General features: G+C 45.6%; 11 protein-coding genes. 3 read left to right on the top strand and 8 right to left on the bottom strand.

Annotation, left to right across the window (positions count from 1 at the left end; all coding sequences use genetic code 11):
- Positions 1 to 1,281: M28 family metallopeptidase (locus ACJ751_RS19310; protein ID WP_407747158.1), on the bottom strand; the 1,281-nt coding region annotated here is incomplete at its 3' end.
- An 89-nt stretch (positions 1,282 to 1,370) separates the two neighbouring features.
- Complete coding sequence (locus ACJ751_RS19305; protein ID WP_407747157.1) at positions 1,371 to 2,981, bottom strand: OmpA family protein; 1,611 nt, start codon at positions 2,979 to 2,981, stop codon at positions 1,371 to 1,373.
- Between the two features lie 253 nt (positions 2,982 to 3,234).
- On the opposite strand from ACJ751_RS19305, the gene ACJ751_RS19300 reads away from it, so the two are divergent.
- The 3 genes from ACJ751_RS19300 (at position 3,235) to ACJ751_RS19290 (ending at position 9,671) form a co-directional block, all read left to right on the top strand.
- The gene (locus ACJ751_RS19300) at positions 3,235 to 4,437 is read left to right on the top strand and encodes a DUF1624 domain-containing protein (RefSeq protein WP_407747156.1); all 1,203 of its coding nucleotides are present in this window, start codon (positions 3,235 to 3,237) and stop codon (positions 4,435 to 4,437) included.
- Positions 4,438 to 4,842: 405 nt separating this feature from the next.
- A complete protein-coding gene (locus tag ACJ751_RS19295; RefSeq protein ID WP_407747155.1) occupies positions 4,843 to 8,022 on the top strand; it encodes a SusC/RagA family TonB-linked outer membrane protein in 3,180 nt (1,059 codons plus the stop codon).
- 17 nt (positions 8,023 to 8,039) lie between these two features.
- Complete coding sequence (locus ACJ751_RS19290) at positions 8,040 to 9,671, top strand: hypothetical protein (protein ID WP_407747154.1); 1,632 nt, start codon at positions 8,040 to 8,042, stop codon at positions 9,669 to 9,671.
- Positions 9,672 to 9,720: 49 nt separating this feature from the next.
- On the opposite strand, the gene ACJ751_RS19285 is transcribed toward ACJ751_RS19290, so the two are convergent.
- From ACJ751_RS19285 to ACJ751_RS19260, 6 genes are all read right to left on the bottom strand, one after another.
- Entirely contained in the window at positions 9,721 to 10,548 is an 828-nt protein-coding gene (locus tag ACJ751_RS19285) for a CheR family methyltransferase (RefSeq protein WP_407747153.1), read from the bottom strand.
- Positions 10,549 to 10,574: 26 nt separating this feature from the next.
- On the bottom strand, positions 10,575 to 12,224 hold the full coding sequence (locus ACJ751_RS19280) for a methyl-accepting chemotaxis protein (RefSeq protein ID WP_407747152.1): 1,650 nt from the start codon (positions 12,222 to 12,224) through the stop codon (positions 10,575 to 10,577).
- A gap of 12 nt (positions 12,225 to 12,236) precedes the next feature.
- Positions 12,237 to 14,018, bottom strand: a complete 1,782-nt coding sequence (locus ACJ751_RS19275; RefSeq protein WP_407747151.1) for a methyl-accepting chemotaxis protein — start codon at positions 14,016 to 14,018, stop codon at positions 12,237 to 12,239.
- 39 nt (positions 14,019 to 14,057) lie between these two features.
- Positions 14,058 to 14,534 carry a chemotaxis protein CheW gene (locus ACJ751_RS19270; protein ID WP_407747150.1) on the bottom strand — a complete coding sequence of 159 codons (477 nt, stop codon included), beginning with the start codon at positions 14,532 to 14,534 and terminating at the stop codon, positions 14,058 to 14,060.
- Positions 14,531 to 16,150 (bottom strand): chemotaxis protein CheA, encoded by a 1,620-nt coding sequence (locus tag ACJ751_RS19265; protein WP_407747149.1) that lies wholly within the window; start codon positions 16,148 to 16,150, stop codon positions 14,531 to 14,533. Before ACJ751_RS19265 ends, ACJ751_RS19270 begins: the two co-directional genes overlap by 4 nt.
- On the bottom strand, positions 16,151 to 16,407 hold a 257-nt coding region (locus tag ACJ751_RS19260), incomplete at its 5' end, for a response regulator (RefSeq protein WP_407747148.1).

The following is a 16,407-nucleotide window of genomic DNA, read 5'->3' as shown; positions in this document are numbered from 1 at the left end:
ATACGGCAAATGATCGCTGCGGAAATACCAGAGCTCATGATGCGTAACTTTATCCCATGCAGTATCGAGCTTGAACTTCGGTCCTTTTGCATTCTCCTGAAGGGCTATTTTCACCAGGTCCGATGAATTCAGATGCGGCGGAACAACACCCAGCAACGCGGCGCTGTCCGGTGCGTTCATCCCGATCATATCGCCATTCAGCACCGCTACCAGCGACTCACGCGGCACCGTAGGATGTTCGGCAAACCAGGTTGAACCAAACAAACCGCGCTCTTCCGATCCATGCCATACAAACAAGGCGCTGCGCTTACCTGGTTGCTGATGAAAGGCACGGCCAATAGCCAGCAGGGCCGCACTAACAGTGGCGTTGTCATCGGCCCCGTTAAAAATACTATCTGCGGCCCCTTCAATATTTCGTACACCATCATGATCCTGGTGACCGCTGAACAACACATATTCTTTGGCGAGCACCGCATCTGTGCCTTTTACTTTTGCTACCACATTCACCGATGGATAAGTAAACGATTCTGAATAGATCTGTGCATCCAGTCGTTGCCCCGGTTTACGTACCAGATCAAGCGCTTCTTTTCGAACCCAGATGATAGGAATATCTTTTAACAACCGGCGGCTTAGAAACATACTGCCTTCTATTTGGTAGGAACCTCGATTTGAATATTGGGTGGCACGTGGAAATGCCTGCTCAGCCAGCTCATCTGATACAAATAGAATAGCTTTCACTCCTTTAGCAGCCAGCTTGCGTGCCCAGGCAGAGATCACAAAAGCACTGTAACGCCAGGAAATTGTTTTGCGCGGGTCCGTTAGTCCCTGTGGCGTAAACTGCAGGGCCACTACTTTTCCTTTTATGGTTTCTTCTGCAACGGTTTCGGGATTATCTATGAATACGATCGGCGCATCTACGGTGGCAAAAACAGGTTCATATACCACTACATCCTTCCACAAATTGAATGACCGGTCGCCGATCTTTATTGTGCTGCGATCACTTACTCGTTCGCGGTTCAGGGAAAAGAACTGAAAATAGGTGCCGTCATCGCCAGCGGGTTCCAACCCGGCTTTACGCGCTTCTTCTGCCAACCAGACTGAGGCCTTTAACTCATCGAGCGTACCGGCTTCCCGGCCTCTGAAATGGTCATCGGCCAACCGGAACAGGTCGCGCTTCAGATCAGCCTGCTTAATAGCTTCCAGGGGTGCTTTTTTCGTTTGCGCAACACTTATATGAGTGCATAGTAAGTTAACAGCGAGAAGAGCAGCGAAGTTTTTCATGCCAGGTAATTTATGGGTAAATATATAAAAGAAAGGTGGGCCATTCGCCAGCTAGCGTATGACCCACCTTACTTCATATTATTAACCTATTAGTCCTTTAAGATCTTGAATTCTACACGACGGTTCAACTGACGGCCTTCATCGGTTTCGTTCGTAGCCACCGGCATGCTTTCACCATATCCTTTCGAGGTGATCCTGCTGGCAGGTATACCTTTCGAGATGATGTATTGCACGCACGATTTGGCACGATTGTCAGACAACCTGAAGTTATAATCGTCTGAACCCTTGCTATCCGTGTGCGCGCTTAACTCTATTTCAATGGATGGGTTTTCTTTCAACAGTTTAACCACACGGTCCAGCTCAACATCCGATTCCGGACGCAGGTCCCATTTATCGAAGTCGAAGAACACGTTGTTCAGGCGCACCACCTGGCCAATTTCAATGGGCACCAGGTACAGGTCTTTATGAATTTCCTGGAAACCAGCCTTCACCATAGAGTCGAGGTTCAGATTCTCGGAAATAGCAAAGAATTTATCGGCGCTGGCGCGAATGCTGTAGTTCTTATCGTAAGGCAATACAATTTTAAAGGCGCCATCGGTTGGGCTCGATAAACCATTTCCGGCCTCTACCCCATCGGGCAGGGTTTCATAAATAAGTGATGCACTGAGCGGTTGTTTTGTTTTGGCGTTATACACATTGCCGCTTACCAGTATTACCGGGTTTGGCTTTTCACGCTCCAACAACTTTACACGCACAATATCACTTTCGCCATAGGTGTCTTTATTACTGGTCAAATACGCATACTCTCCACCGGCATCCAGGGTAAAAAAGGCATCCCAGCCTTCGGTGTTTATGGGGGAACCTAAATTCACCGGCGTGCTCCATTTCGTCCAGGTTTTATCCAGCCTTTTGGTCATGTAAATATCATTATCGCCTAACCCACCGGGTTTGTCGCTGCTGAAATACATGGTAACACCATCAGCCGCAATGTAGGGGGTCATTTCGTTACCGGGATAATTTATTTCTTTACCAAGGCTCTTGGGCTCCGTCCAGCTGCCATCGTCTTCGCGAAAGCACACAAAGAGGTCGTTATTGGGGCTGCCGGGGTCGGGTGACATATATAACACCAAGGCTTTCATGTCTGGTGACAAGGTTGCTCCCGACACCTGGCCATGATCGTATTTGTCGTATTTTTTAATATGCAGCATTTCCGGTTCGCTCCAGCGGCCATCGGCCTGACGGGTACAAAGACTTACGCCTTTTCCGAAAAAGGCACCCCCATTACCAAACGCCCCGCGGATCAAAATGCGATTTTTGTCGGGCGAGATCCAATACACCGCATTATACTGAGATGTATTCAGGGGAAATTTTAAATGGCGGGCTTCCTTCCACACACCGTTTGAATCCCGTTCAGCATACCAGATGTCCTGTGAATTAGGCACCGAATTATACTTGGTATTGGCGGGGTGGTTCTCACAAATAAAAAATAACAGGTTTCCGTCTGCCGACACGGTAGGACGTAACTCAGGAAGATCGGAGTTGATGTTCTCGCCTAAATTTTCGATCTTGATGATCGTATTAGACGTAATAATATTTTCCTTTTGCGCTATTAATTTGCCCGTATCACTTTGGTTGGACATCTGCGCAGTAGCCTGTTGCAGGCACAGGGCCAGGGCCAAAAAGGGTACTACTCTTCTCACTAGGTATGGATTTAATTACTTAATAACGTACAATTTAGCCGCGGATTGCATATTGCAACCCAGATTAAATATTTTATAGCCATACAAACGGCTTTTTTCTAATATATCAGGGTTAAAGCACCAAACAAACAGAATAAAATTCTAAAGTGTATAATTTTTACTGAACTTTATTCTAACAATTATTACCTTCACAGAACAGAGCATCACTGGCAGCTGCCCGAAGCTGTTCCTTTAACCACATCAACTTTTATAAATGACCCAACCAACTGCTATAGCCATGCCGGTTAAAAGTAAACGCCTTCATTCTATTGATCTGCTGCGGGGTACCGTTATGATCATTATGGCGTTGGATCATGTGCGCGATTATTTTCATGCGAGCGCTTTTTTATACGATCCCACTGATCTTACCAGAACCGATGTACCGTTGTTCTTTACCCGGTGGATCACCCATTTTTGCGCACCCATCTTTACTTTTCTCGCAGGCACTTCTGCATTTTTGAATGGGACGAAAAAAACTAAAAAAGAATTATCCTTTTTTCTTTTTACCCGGGGTTTATGGCTGGTAATTGCCGAAGTATTGATAGTTACCCTTGGCTGGACATTCAACCCGGCCTACCCGGTGCTGATACTGCAGGTTATCTGGGCCCTGGGCGTTAGTATGATGGTGCTGGCGGGTATGATCTATTTGCCGTTGACGGCTATCCTGGTTATTGGGCTGGCTTTGATTGGCGCGCATAACCTGATGGATGTGCCAGCCACTGCCGGTACACATACTACCTCCTTCCTGATGGGTGTGCTGCATGAACAACACTTCTTTTTCATGAAGCCGTTTTCCATTATGATGGGTTACCCGGTTACGCCCTGGATAGGTATAATGCTCGTTGGTTATGCTTTTGGCCAGTTGTACCTGCCTACTTTTGAGGCCGGTAAAAGAAGAAAGACTTTGATCAGTTTGGGATTGGCCGCCATCGCGCTGTTCATTATCATTCGCTTTATTAATATGTATGGCGATCCTCACCCCTGGTCGGCACAAAAATCACCGGTATTTACGGTATTGTCGTTTTTAAATACTACCAAGTATCCGCCATCTTTATTATACATCTTAATGACGTTAGGACCTGCCCTATTGTTTCTCGCATTTGCAGAAAAGCCATTGAACAGGCTGTCTGAAAAAGTGGTGGTGTTCGGCCGCGTACCCATGTTCTATTACCTGTTGCATATTTATTTAATCCATATTATGGCGGTAATTGCGGCGACTATCTCGGGCTTCAAATGGAGCGATATGGTATTGACGGGCTGGGTTAGTATGAATGCCCAGTTGAAAGGCTATGGTTATAGCCTTGCATTTGTGTATGTATTATGGATTCTAATTATTGTTGGCGTTTACCCGCTTTGCAAATGGTACGATAACTATAAACAGGCCAACCGGTCAAAGTGGTGGTTGAGTTATATATAAATAAATCTGTCATAGCCTGCCCGGATGTATCCTGGCAGGCGCTGACAGATCCACATAAAACATATTAATATTGAATTACTTAGTAAACTAATCATCCCTTCCCGACAACACCTGTAGCAAAAACAACCTTCTTAATTTCACTTCCATTGTAATCTCCCTGTAATCATTCAACTGCCAATGCAGCAGTTGCGAACAACTGTTTGTCATATAAATGAGCGACATCTCCCTCCACGCAAAATTTACTAGCCTGAACGAGTATCCAGTTTCAACCAGTTCTAAACTTCATTACAAGATCCTGCCCTGAATACATACGCAAAACGGAACCAAATTATGGTAATGAGAGAGCCATTTCGCGGCATTTCATTACCAGGGGCACTGTATTGTTTAACCAAACATACGATCACCATGAGAAAACTCTTAGCATTACTGCTACTTACGTGCATGCTTACTACAGCATACGCTCAAACTAAATCGGTAAGCGGAAAAATTACTGATGCTACCGGCACTCCATTACAAAGTATTTCAGTCATCATTAAAGGAACGTCATCAGGCACCACCACAGGCGCCGATGGCACCTTTAAATTAACTGTTCCTGAAAATGCCACGCTGGTGTTTTCAGGGGTTGGTTATGAACCAACAGAAATGAGTGTTCGAAACCGTAGTACTTTTGAGATACAGTTATCTACGGAAATAAAAGCGCTCAGCGAAATAGTAGTAACCGGTACAGGGGTGGCTACGGAAAAGAAAAAACTTTCTATAGACGTCGCCAGCGTGGGCAAAAAAGACATGGCGCAATCCGCTATACTTTCCATTGACCAGGCGTTGATAGGAAAAGTGGCCGGTGCGCAAATACAAAGCAATTCGGGCGAACCGGGACAAAAAGCGAATATCATTTTACGTGGTATCAACTCCCTCGGTTCTTCAAACCCGATAATACTGGTAGATGGGGTTCAGGTAACAGACATAAACGGTTTGGATGTTTCAAATGTTGACCACGTAGAAATTGCCAAAGGACCTTCAGCCGGCATGCTGTATGGCGCACAGGGCGCCAATGGCGTTATTCAGATATTTACCAAGAAGGGCAGTAAGAACAAACCTATATCAATTACCCTGATGTCGAAAGTAAGTATTGATAAAGTTATTCTGGGAAAAGACAAAACGCTTAGCGCCAAATACCACCACTTTACCGAAGATGCCAATGGGAATATCCTGGATCGTAATGGCGATGTGTTGAAACCTGACAGCCTGGGCATGTGGCCCGAACCTGCCGAAGATGATTTCAACACCAACTACGATCTGAAAAATGATAAAACCTACCCGGCCAATCTGCCATTGTACAACCACCTTGAACAGGCTTATAAAACAGCCACTTCAACAACCAACTCATTAGGTATTTCCGGTGGTGGCAACAAGACCGATTATTCATTTACATTATCACATATTGACCAGGAAAACGTGCTTTCCAATCACTTGCGGCGCACCAATCTTTCCGCCAACCTGGGGTTTGAACTGTTCAAAGGATTTACCGCCCGTAATAGCACCCAGGTAGTGTTGCAGGATGAGAACCTGCTGTCGGGCACCTATAATGTAGGCTCACGCATTCTGTTCAATGTAGACGAGCTTTTTAAAGGCACCAACAACAACAGGTTTGAAATGATCAACTCCTATCCGTGGATCGACTTTAGGTCAAAATACCCGGGTACCGATTTAACCGTTGTACGGCCAAGAGATGAAAACCAGCTGAACGTATTGTCAGAAAAAGACTGGCATTCCCGCTTCAGCAAAGACACCCGCATCATCAACAACAGCAACCTGAATTATAAATTCCCGAGTTTTGTTGAACTGGATTTTAAATATGGAATTGAATTATGGAATTCAGAGTACCAGGACCTTTACAGGAACCAGGAAGCTGCGCCACAGGTAGCATTGGGATTCTGGGGCGCTACGCCAGCGGGCTCCGTACGCGACGACCATGCCCGGTCTATTTATCAAAATGCCCTCTCTTCTATTTATGTAAGGACCGATTTTAAAAAAGACTTCAAGATAGATGTGCCCATTACTACCAGCACGCAGGTTTCTTATGACTGGCGCAAGCTGCAGTACAATTCTTTCTTTGCACAGGGTTTGAACCTGCCGGCCTACCCGCCCGCCAATATTTCATCGGCAGCCCAAAAAACAAGCGGGGATGGCAGCTTTGAATACATCACTTACGGTTACCTGGTGAACCAGACAATCGACTTCGGCAGTTTGTTTGGCATTACAGGCGGCTTCCGTTCAGACTACAACTCGCAATTCGGCGATCAAAAGAAACCATTCACCTTTGGCCGCGGAACGGCTTATATCAGGCCATCGGAAATACTGAAAATAAACAAACTCACTGAATGGAAGATCAGGGGTGCATACGGCGCAGCCGGTATTCCGCCCAACGAGTTTGATGGTGAATATTATTCGCGCCAAACAACACTTAGCTCGGCACAATTGGGTGATGGTGTTGGCTTGTACCTGCCCAATATTCTGGGTAACAAGAACCTGAAGGTGCAGGTAGTAAGGGAACTGGAAGTTGGTACAGATGTAATAATCACACCCGGATCGAAAGAATGGTTGAACAGGATCAGCTTGTCGGCCACTTACTGGCACAAGAGCAATAAAAATAATATCCAGTATGTTGACCTGGCACCCAGCAGCGGCGCGCAGCAGATCAGGGACAACCTGATCGACCTCACCGTAAAAGGCGCTGACCTGAGCCTCGACGCCGGTATGTACACCAGTAAAAAGGTTGACTGGCAACTGGGCGTTCGCTTTGGTACTTTCAAAACCAAAGTAGATAAGGTGGCCAACGGACGCGATTTTGTTAACGGGTTGTTCGTGGTGAAACAGGGCGAATCGCTCGGTAATTTCTATGCGGTCACTCCATTAAGCAGTATCGATCAAATCCGCCCTACCGATAAATCGAGATACATACCCGAAGCAGATGCCTCCCAATACGAGGTAGTTAATGGCATTGTCGTAAACAAAACTACCAAGCGGGCCGTACTTACCGATGCCACCGACCAGCACATAACAGGTAATGCCTATCCTGATTTTACCATGTCGTTCTTTAATACAGTAACCCTTTGGCAGCGATTAAGCATCGCCATGCAGTGGGACTGGTACCAGGGTAATGAAATATATAACCTTACAAGACAATGGATGTACCGGGACAGAATACATAAGGATTTTGACAAATCGATCACCATCAATGGACAAACCGGCGCCTTTGTGAATTTTTATAACAGCTTATACAATAGTGTGCAGCGAACAGGCTGGTTTGTTGAAGATGGATCGTTCTGGCGCATGCGTGACCTTACCCTAACTTATCAGTTGGGCAGCGCCTTGCACGTACCATGGGTGAAAGGAATAGCGTTGACAGCTTCGGGCCGCAACCTGTTAACTATTACTCATTACACCGGGCTCGATCCGGAAGCTACTTCGGCACAGGACAGCCAGGGTAATAAAACAGTGGGTGCCGGATCGAATATCGGAGCAGACTATTTTGCCATTCCCAACCTGCGTTCGTACCAGTTCGGCATTAACCTTCAGTTCTAACCATCAATCTTCTTATTATGAAACGATATCTCATATATATAATACTAATTGTTTTCATTGCAGGGGCTTGTAAAAAATCTTCCCTTGAATTAAATGATCCCAATAAACCAATACCCGAACAATCATTAATAACCGAGGCTGGGTTAAAGAACTTCTCATTGGGTATCCTGCAAAAAATGATGGCGAATGTTCCCGATGAAGGCCTTACCAATATTTTCCACATAGCACTTAACAACCATAGTATTCTGGGCGATGAAGCGTATACCCCATATGGCAATTATGGATTTCGCTGGGTTGACCAGGTATATAAGATCACCCTGCCAAACGGTACTGTAATCACAAATCCTAATGGGGTTGATCAAAAGACCCAGTTAAAAGGGTTTGATTCAAGAGATGCGGGCGAACGGAATGCTTTTCAGTATGAGTGGTCAAGCTGTTATTACATTATAGCCCAGGCCAACCAGTTACTAACTGCATTGGATAATCCGGCACTTAACCTGAGCGGCGATGCCGCCAACAAGAAAAACGTTTTCAAAGCCTGGGCATTGTGGTGGAAGGGATATGCCTACTCCCGCATTGGCTCTATGTACCTTGCCGGTGTAATCACCAATGAGGCCGGTAAAACCAATGGCGATTTTGTCGATCATACCGCCATCCTGGCCGAAGCAAACAAGAACCTGAATGATTGTCTTACCACCTTAAACGCAACAACCGCAACAGACGAGTATACCGATATTATGAAAGGCATTGTTGCCTCATTTAATGATAAAAACGATGTGGTAACGCCCGACATGTGGAAGCGGCAGATCTATTCATTACAGGCGCGCAATCTGATGGCCAATAAAAAGGTCACCGATATGACCGCTGCCGACTGGCAACAGATCATTACCCTTGCCGACCAGGGCATTCAGGCTACTGATAATATTTTCAGATTTGGTATGGATCCCAGTGGCACCAATGACGTGTCCCTGGGACAATTCCATCCCTATTATTATTTGGGCGAAGTAGTTCAATTTTCGTTTGTAAGTGAACGGTTGATCCAGGAATTTAAACCCGGTGATAACCGGTTTAAGATCGGTTTCAAACCCTTTTCAGTACCTAAAGTAAATGAAAGAGGGCGGGGCCTGCAATTCGGCACCCGGTGGAACCCTGTTTTTATAGAAGACGGTGGTTTGTATGCTACGGGAAACAATGCCGGGCTTGTTCCCTGGGCTTGCAGTTATGAAGAGAATGCCCTGATGAAAGCAGAAGCGTTGATTCGTACCGGTAGTATTGAACCTGGTTTGCAATTGGTTGATGCAGTACGTGACTTTCAACATTCCGGCTTGGCGCATGTGGCTGGAACCGGGTTGAACGCCGCCCAGGCACTTGAAGAATTCAGAAGGGAAAGAAGAGTAGCGCTGTTTTTGTGGGGGACCGCTTTTTATGATGCCCGCCGCTGGGGCGTTACCAAACCAGCCTCGGAAGGTGGTGGCCGGGCCAATGCCATTGTAATTGTACCCGGAAACTTATTAACACCGCCTCAAACGGGTTCAGTACCCACACCGTGCTTTATAGAGTATAACTATATGGATTACTGGAGTGTGCCCCAGAATGAAATTGATTTTAACACACCCGCTGGTAGTGTAAGTACTCCTTTGAAAAATTAAAAGGGAATGCTTGTTTCGAAGGCCGGCTCTCTCACCGCTCTTAAAAGAGTTATTGGTGGGAGAGCTTTTTTAATACCGTTGGTTGAACCGGCGTTAGCGACAATTGCATGTTGGAAATTGTTTCTGAATGACCCAGAAACAAATAACCACCGGTTCTTAATTTCTCCGCCAGCTTATTGATTACGGCGCATTGCGTGGCCTTGTCAAAATAGATCAACACATTGCGGCAGAAAATTACGTCGAACTTATTGTGTACGTCATAAGTGTCATCCATCAGATTAAGCCGTTTAAAATCTGTTCTGGCGCGGGTTTCCGCATTTATACGAATGGTTTGCCTGGCCCTGTCCCTGCTGCGCAACAGGTATTTCTTGCGTAACCACATGGGAATATCTGCAATGCGATCTTCGGCATACACCGCTTCAACCGCTTTTGCCAACATACTCAACGATACATCAGTGCCGGTTACATGGTAATCGGTACTGCTGATCTTTTCAGTAAATTCATGCAACACCATAGCCAGGGTGTACACTTCTTCTCCACTGGAACAACCGGCGCTCCACACTTTTATTTCTTTATAGCCATTATTACCCTCGCACAATTCGGGTAATACATGCTGGGTCAGAAAATCAAAATGGGATGGCTCCCTGAAAAAATCTGTTTTGTTGGTGGTTACTGTATCCACCATATGCACCATCTCATGCGTCATTCCCTGTTCACTGAACAAATATTCACAATACTCTTTATAAGAAGACATATTCAAAGCGGCCAGTCTTTTTTGCAGGCGGCATTCCAGCATTACTTTTTTTGCTTCGGGCATTTTTATGCCATAGGCATTGTTTATATAAGTACTTAACCGGTTAAAATCTCGCGTTGTCATGGCTTCATTTTTATTGTATTCAAACCTCAATACTGCTCGTAGTCATTATCCAGCTGGTCCTTCCGCGACAGATCTATAGACCACTGTTTTCCATTTTTGTTTACTGGCTGGGTTGTTATACTTTTTATAAAGGAACCATTTACGGGCGGTTGTTTTTTAATAGCAGTTCCCATAACCGGTTTATGCATTTTGGACGTATCTATCTTAAAGAAACCTACTGCCTGCCGCAGCTGTTCGGCCTGTACCATCAACTCTTCAGAACTGGCGGCCACCTCTTCAGATACGGCAGCATTCTGTTGTATTATAGTATTCAACTCCTGCAAGGCGCTGTTGATTTGTTCGGCATTTACTGTTTGTTCCCTACCTGAGGTGCTGATATCCTTTACAAGTAGGGAGGTTCTTTCAATTTCAGGCACTAATGCCGACAGTAGCTTCCCTGATCTGCTGGCGATATCGATTCCAGATGAAGAGAGCTGGTTTATTTCATTGGCGGCTGACTGGCTACGCTCGGCCAGCTTTTTTACTTCTGAGGCCACTACCGCAAATCCCTTTCCCTGTTCGCCCGCGCGGGCCGCTTCAATAGCTGCATTCAAGGCCAGTAAATTGGTTTGCCGGGCTATTTCTCCAATGATGGCTATTTTACCCGTGATGGTTTTCATGGACATTTCGGTACTGTTCACTGAAGTATTGCTTTCCATTATTTCAACAGCAACCTTGCTGGCAATTTTACCGGTGGCAAACGCATGCTCATTATTTTGTTGAATATTGGCGGCCATTTCTTCCATGGAAGAAGCCACTTCTTCGGCTGAGGCAGCCTGCTCGGTAGCGCCTACACTCATTTGTTGCGATGCGGCGCTTAACTGCTGACTAGCTGAGGTAATGGTATCGGCTCCGGAAATTATGCCCAATACGATCTCACGCAGGTTATTCACCATGTTGCGAATAGCCAGTTGCAGCTCATCACCAGGGTGTTTGTTATAATCTACGTCCAGGTCACCATTGGCAATTTTCTTTACCTGGTTTACAGAGCGGGTAATGGAGGCAATAATCATATAGGAAATCAACACCGCCACCAAAACGATCAATACAAACAGGATGATCATATTGCGACGGCCGTTTGCATACATTTCTGCTGTATGCAATTCAATAGTGGCCAGGCGTGCTTTATCTTTCAGCACAATGGAATCCAGTATTGTCATTGCTTCCGAAGCAGCGGATGCCGCTTCGTTCAAAGACAGCTTCGTTGCCTGGGCATTGCTTTCCGGTGTATTCAGATCAACGGCCAGGTGTTTTATTGTATTAAGATAGTTGAGGTATACATTCCATTTGATCACAAAATTGTTCAGATCGGTTTTGCTTTCGTTATCCAGCAAACCATTCACCGTTTTTATATACTGATCTATTTCACTGATCTTTTTATCCGCATCCCGGTGCAGGTCGTGTAATTTCGCATCATCCAGGTTCATGCACATTTCTTTATCCAGCTTTACCACACCATCTACGGCTGAGGCTATTTTCCCTGACAACACAATCCGGTTCACATCGGTAGTGATCACCGTGTTCAGCCAGTTGTTGAGGTCATAAGAATTTTTATTGCCGAGGTAAAAAATGCTGCCCGATAACAAGATCAATACCAGGAAGCACCCAACCAATTTTTGTTTTATAGTTAATAACATGTTCAGGAAGTATTAATAATATTGTTCGTATTCCTTATCGAGATGATCGCCACCTTTAATTGCAATGGATACCTTGTGACCGTTTTGTTTTACCGGTTTATGTTGAAAGGAATGGCCATTGGTACCCACCGGTTTTTTATATATCGGTTGTATAGTGGGTCTGAACCGGGCATGTTCGCCGATCTTGAAAAAGTCCACCGCCTGCCGCAATTGCTCTGCCTGCACCATCAGTTCTTCAGAGCTTGCCGCCACTTCTTCCGATACGGCTGCATTCTGTTGTATTACGTGATTCAGTTCCTGCAGGGCGTTGCTTATTTGTTCGGCATTCATCGTTTGTTCTTTACCCGAGGTACTGATCTCTTTTACCAGTACAGATGTTTTTTCAATATCAGGCGCCACCTCTTCCAGCAACTTACCCGAACGGCCGGCCATATCGATGCCTGCTGAAGAAAGCTGGTTTATTTCATTGGCGGCCGCCTGGCTACGTTCTGCCAGCTTTTTAACTTCAGCCGCCACTACCGCAAACCCTTTTCCCTGCTCACCGGCACGGGCCGCTTCAATGGCAGCATTCAACGCCAGCAAATTGGTTTGACGGGCTATTTCGCCAATAATGGTGATCTTGCTGGTGATCTCTTTCATCGACACTTCTGTGCTTTTCACGACTTTGTTGCTTTCCAGGATATCGGTGGCCGCTTTGGCGGCCATTTTTTCTGTAGTAAACGCATGGCCGTTATTATGCTGAATGTTGGCAGCCATTTCTTCCATAGAGGAGGCCACTTCTTCCGCAGAAGCGGCCTGTTCTGTGGCGCCGGAGCTCATCATTTGCGAGGCCGCGCTTAACTGCTGACTGGCTGAAGAAATGGTATCGGCACCGGAAACAATGCCATTCACAATATCCCGCAACCGAAGCACCATGCTTTGTAAAGCGGTTTCCAGTTCCCCTTCCGGCTTTTTACTTACATCTATTGTCAGATCACCTTCCGATACTTTTCTTGCAATGGCTACACTCTCCTGCAGTTTACTGGTTGTTGTATTTATCTGGTGGAGCAATTCACCGATCTCATCTTTTCTATAATTAACAATGCGGTTTGAGAAATCGCCCCTGGCCAGCTTTTGCATGGCCATGGTGGCTTTGGCCATAGAACGGGAAGTAGAAGAAATGGTGCTGTATAGCATGGCGACCTTAACCAGAATAATAAGTATGAAAACGATCAGCATATCCCGCTGGCCTTTAGTATACAGCGTATTGGTATTTTCTTCTATCGTGGTGAGTTCTTCACTGTTCCTTCGTATCAACCTGTTTAAGCTGGCAGTAGCAGCTTCCAGGGAAACGGTGGATTTGTTTAATATAACATCATATGCTTCAGCATTGCTTTGTGCCGTATTCAATTCACCCGCCAGGTGTTTCACCTGTTTATAGTCTTCCAGGTATAATTGGTATTTCTGAAGAAATATATCAAATTCACGATTCTCCTGCTCATCCATTATCTTCTTTATTTTACTGATATTCTGATCGATAGACAGTATTGTGTTCTCTCCTTTTTCCTGCAGCTTATTTAATTTATTCCTTTCCTGCACCAGGTACATTTCTTTTTCGGTGTTGGCAAGCGCCTGCACATCTGCGGCCAGTTTACCCGAAAGCTCTATGCACCGGGTATGGGAAGTGACTCCGGCTTTAACCCATTCATTCAGTTGATGGGTATTTTTGTTTCCGAAATAAAAGATGGTGCCGGATAATAATACCATTATCGCACTGGTAATATATAACCGTTGTTTTATTGTAAGGGGTTTCATGCTCAGGGTATGGAGTTGTTTAATAAGTTAGAAGATCTATTAACTGGCTGCGGCCAATAACATCAGTTCATCTGCTGCAAAAACTTTATCAGGTTCCAGGATCATGGCAAAATTATCACCGGTGTTGCCCATCCCTACTATCAGCTCACTGTTGCAAAAAGCGCCAATACCGGTTGAAGGCTGAATATCGGCCTCCCGTAGCTCAATAACCTCCCGCACAGAATCAACCAGCACGCCTACCAGCAAAGGGTCTTTACCGGCGCCAATGCCCATTACAATAATGCAGCTGTCGATGGTAAAAGGCGTATCGGTCATACCAAACTTTATACGGGCGTCTATAACTGGTAGTATATTGCCCCGTAAGTTGATGACACCACGCATAAAAGATGGCGACATGGGCACTTTCACAATAGGTTTTATTTCCAGGATCTCCAGCACCCGCGTCACATTTACAGCAAACAGCGCTGCATCGAGAGTAAATGTTAAATACGAGTCGGCCTGTTGCATCAGGTTCATATCGCTTTGCTTTTTTTGTTTAGGGACTGCACTATTACTTTATTGGTATCCAGCACCAGGGCAATGTTGCCATCGCCCAAAATGGTAGCGCCTGAAACGATGTCGAGGTGATTAAAATACCGGCCCAGTGGTTTTAAGACCGCCTGAAATTTGCCGGCAATAATATCTACCAGTAATCCAATTTTTTTCTCCCCATAATGTACGATCACAATTTCATGACTTTGCCGGGCTGCAGAGACTCCTACCAGCTCTTCCTGTAAATTGATGAAAGGAATAGTTTCTTTATCTATCACCATCACCTGGGCAAACCCGTTCATGAGTTGCACCGACGACACTTCGTGACAAATATCTACAGCCGATAAGGGAATTACATAATCGGCCCCGTTCACTTTCACCAGCAAGCCATCGATGATCGATAACGTAATGGGTAATTGAATAATAACGGTGGTGCCTTCATGTTCGGTGGAGTGTATGGAAACCCGGCCTTTGATATCGGCAATGCGGCGCTTTACTACATCCATCCCCACCCCGCGACCAGAGGTTTCGGTTATTTGATCGGCTGTTGAAAAACCTGGCACAAAAACCAGTTGCTGCAATTCTTTATCGCTTATTACATCGCTTTCATCTATCAGTCCATTTTTAATAGCCGTTCTTCTGATCTTTTCTATATTCATGCCTTTGCCATCGTCCTGTATTTCCAGGTACACGTGGGCGCCGGCGCAATACGCTTTCAACACAATACGGCCATGCCGCGGTTTGCCTGTTTGTTGGCGAAGCGCAGGTTCTTCAATGCCATGGTCAATGCTGTTGCGCAATAAATGCATCAGGGGGTCCTGCAACCCCTCCATTATATTTTTATCAAGCTCTGTTTCGGTTCCTTCCGTAACAAAATCAATTTCTTTATGCAGTTCAGCAGCCAGGTCGCGCACCATGCGGTGAAACGGCGTTACCATATTTTCAACCGGCACCATACACATGCTGAAAGCATTGTCGCGAATGCGGGTAGAGATCTTCTCCAGACTTTCCGCCGCTGCTACCAGGTCGGGCTGCGGGTGTTCGCTGGTAAGAACATTTAATTTAGCCTGTAAGGTGATCAATTCCGTTACCAAGCTCATCATGGTATCTAACCGTTCAACCGGCACCCTGATACCTGGTATGGCTGGTTTTCTTTTATAGATGGTAGCATCATCCGTTACAATGGTAAGCTGCTCGCCTTTGCTTACCGCCTGCCCTTCATTCGAGTAATCGAGGATGGTTACAATATCGTTCGTTAATATATCGTGTAAATGCTTATTGCTGTCACCAATTTGTTTATCGCCATTTAATAAACCCGATAAATGATCGAGGGAAGCCAGCGTAATGTTTATGATGGCGGCGGAAATTTTTAATTTACCGGCGCGCACCAGTTCATAAATAGCTTCCAGGTGATGGGTAAAATCAGTTATTGTCCTGAATCCCATCATGGCACTGTTTCCCTTCAACGTATGCAGGTTACGAAATACCTGTTGTATCAGTGAAGCATCATCGGGATGCGTCTCCAGCAACAGCATCAGCTTTTCCAGGTCGGCCAACAGTTCCAGGGCCTCTGACGTATATTTGGCTTCGAACGGGTTCATTTAACCGATCATCTGTTTTACAGTGGAAACCAGTTTTTCATTCATCATGTCTTTCGACAATAAAGCATTGGCGCCTGACTTCATTAAATAGTCGGTGTCGCTGTTACTGTGCGAATCGAATAATACAATGGGAATGTGTTGGTAGGCGGCCTGCAGACGAATGGAATGTATAAGGCCCAATCCATCCAGTTTCGGCATATTCAGATCGGTTATTACCAGGTCAATATGCCGGCCGTCGAAATGTTTTAATGCATCCT

Source organism: Niastella sp., assembly GCF_045805085.1.
Taxonomy (GTDB): domain Bacteria; phylum Bacteroidota; class Bacteroidia; order Chitinophagales; family Chitinophagaceae; genus Niastella.
The sequence above is the reverse complement of the archived record's forward strand: the minus strand, read 5'-3'. Positions and strand labels throughout refer to the sequence as shown.

Bases quoted from the DNA above. Each gene is read 5' to 3' on its own strand.
- ACJ751_RS19265 (WP_407747149.1), bottom strand. From the start codon at position 16,150: ATGAACCCGTTCGAAGCCAAATATACGTCAGAGGCCCTGGAACTGTTG.
- ACJ751_RS19300 (WP_407747156.1), top strand. From the start codon at position 3,235: ATGACCCAACCAACTGCTATAGCCATGCCGGTTAAAAGTAAACGCCTT.
- ACJ751_RS19280 (WP_407747152.1), bottom strand. From the start codon at position 12,224: ATGTTATTAACTATAAAACAAAAATTGGTTGGGTGCTTCCTGGTATTG.
- ACJ751_RS19275 (WP_407747151.1), bottom strand. From the start codon at position 14,018: ATGAAACCCCTTACAATAAAACAACGGTTATATATTACCAGTGCGATA.
- ACJ751_RS19290 (WP_407747154.1), top strand. From the start codon at position 8,040: ATGAAACGATATCTCATATATATAATACTAATTGTTTTCATTGCAGGG.
- ACJ751_RS19285 (WP_407747153.1), bottom strand. From the start codon at position 10,548: ATGACAACGCGAGATTTTAACCGGTTAAGTACTTATATAAACAATGCC.
- ACJ751_RS19295 (WP_407747155.1), top strand. From the start codon at position 4,843: ATGAGAAAACTCTTAGCATTACTGCTACTTACGTGCATGCTTACTACA.
- ACJ751_RS19270 (WP_407747150.1), bottom strand. From the start codon at position 14,534: ATGAACCTGATGCAACAGGCCGACTCGTATTTAACATTTACTCTCGAT.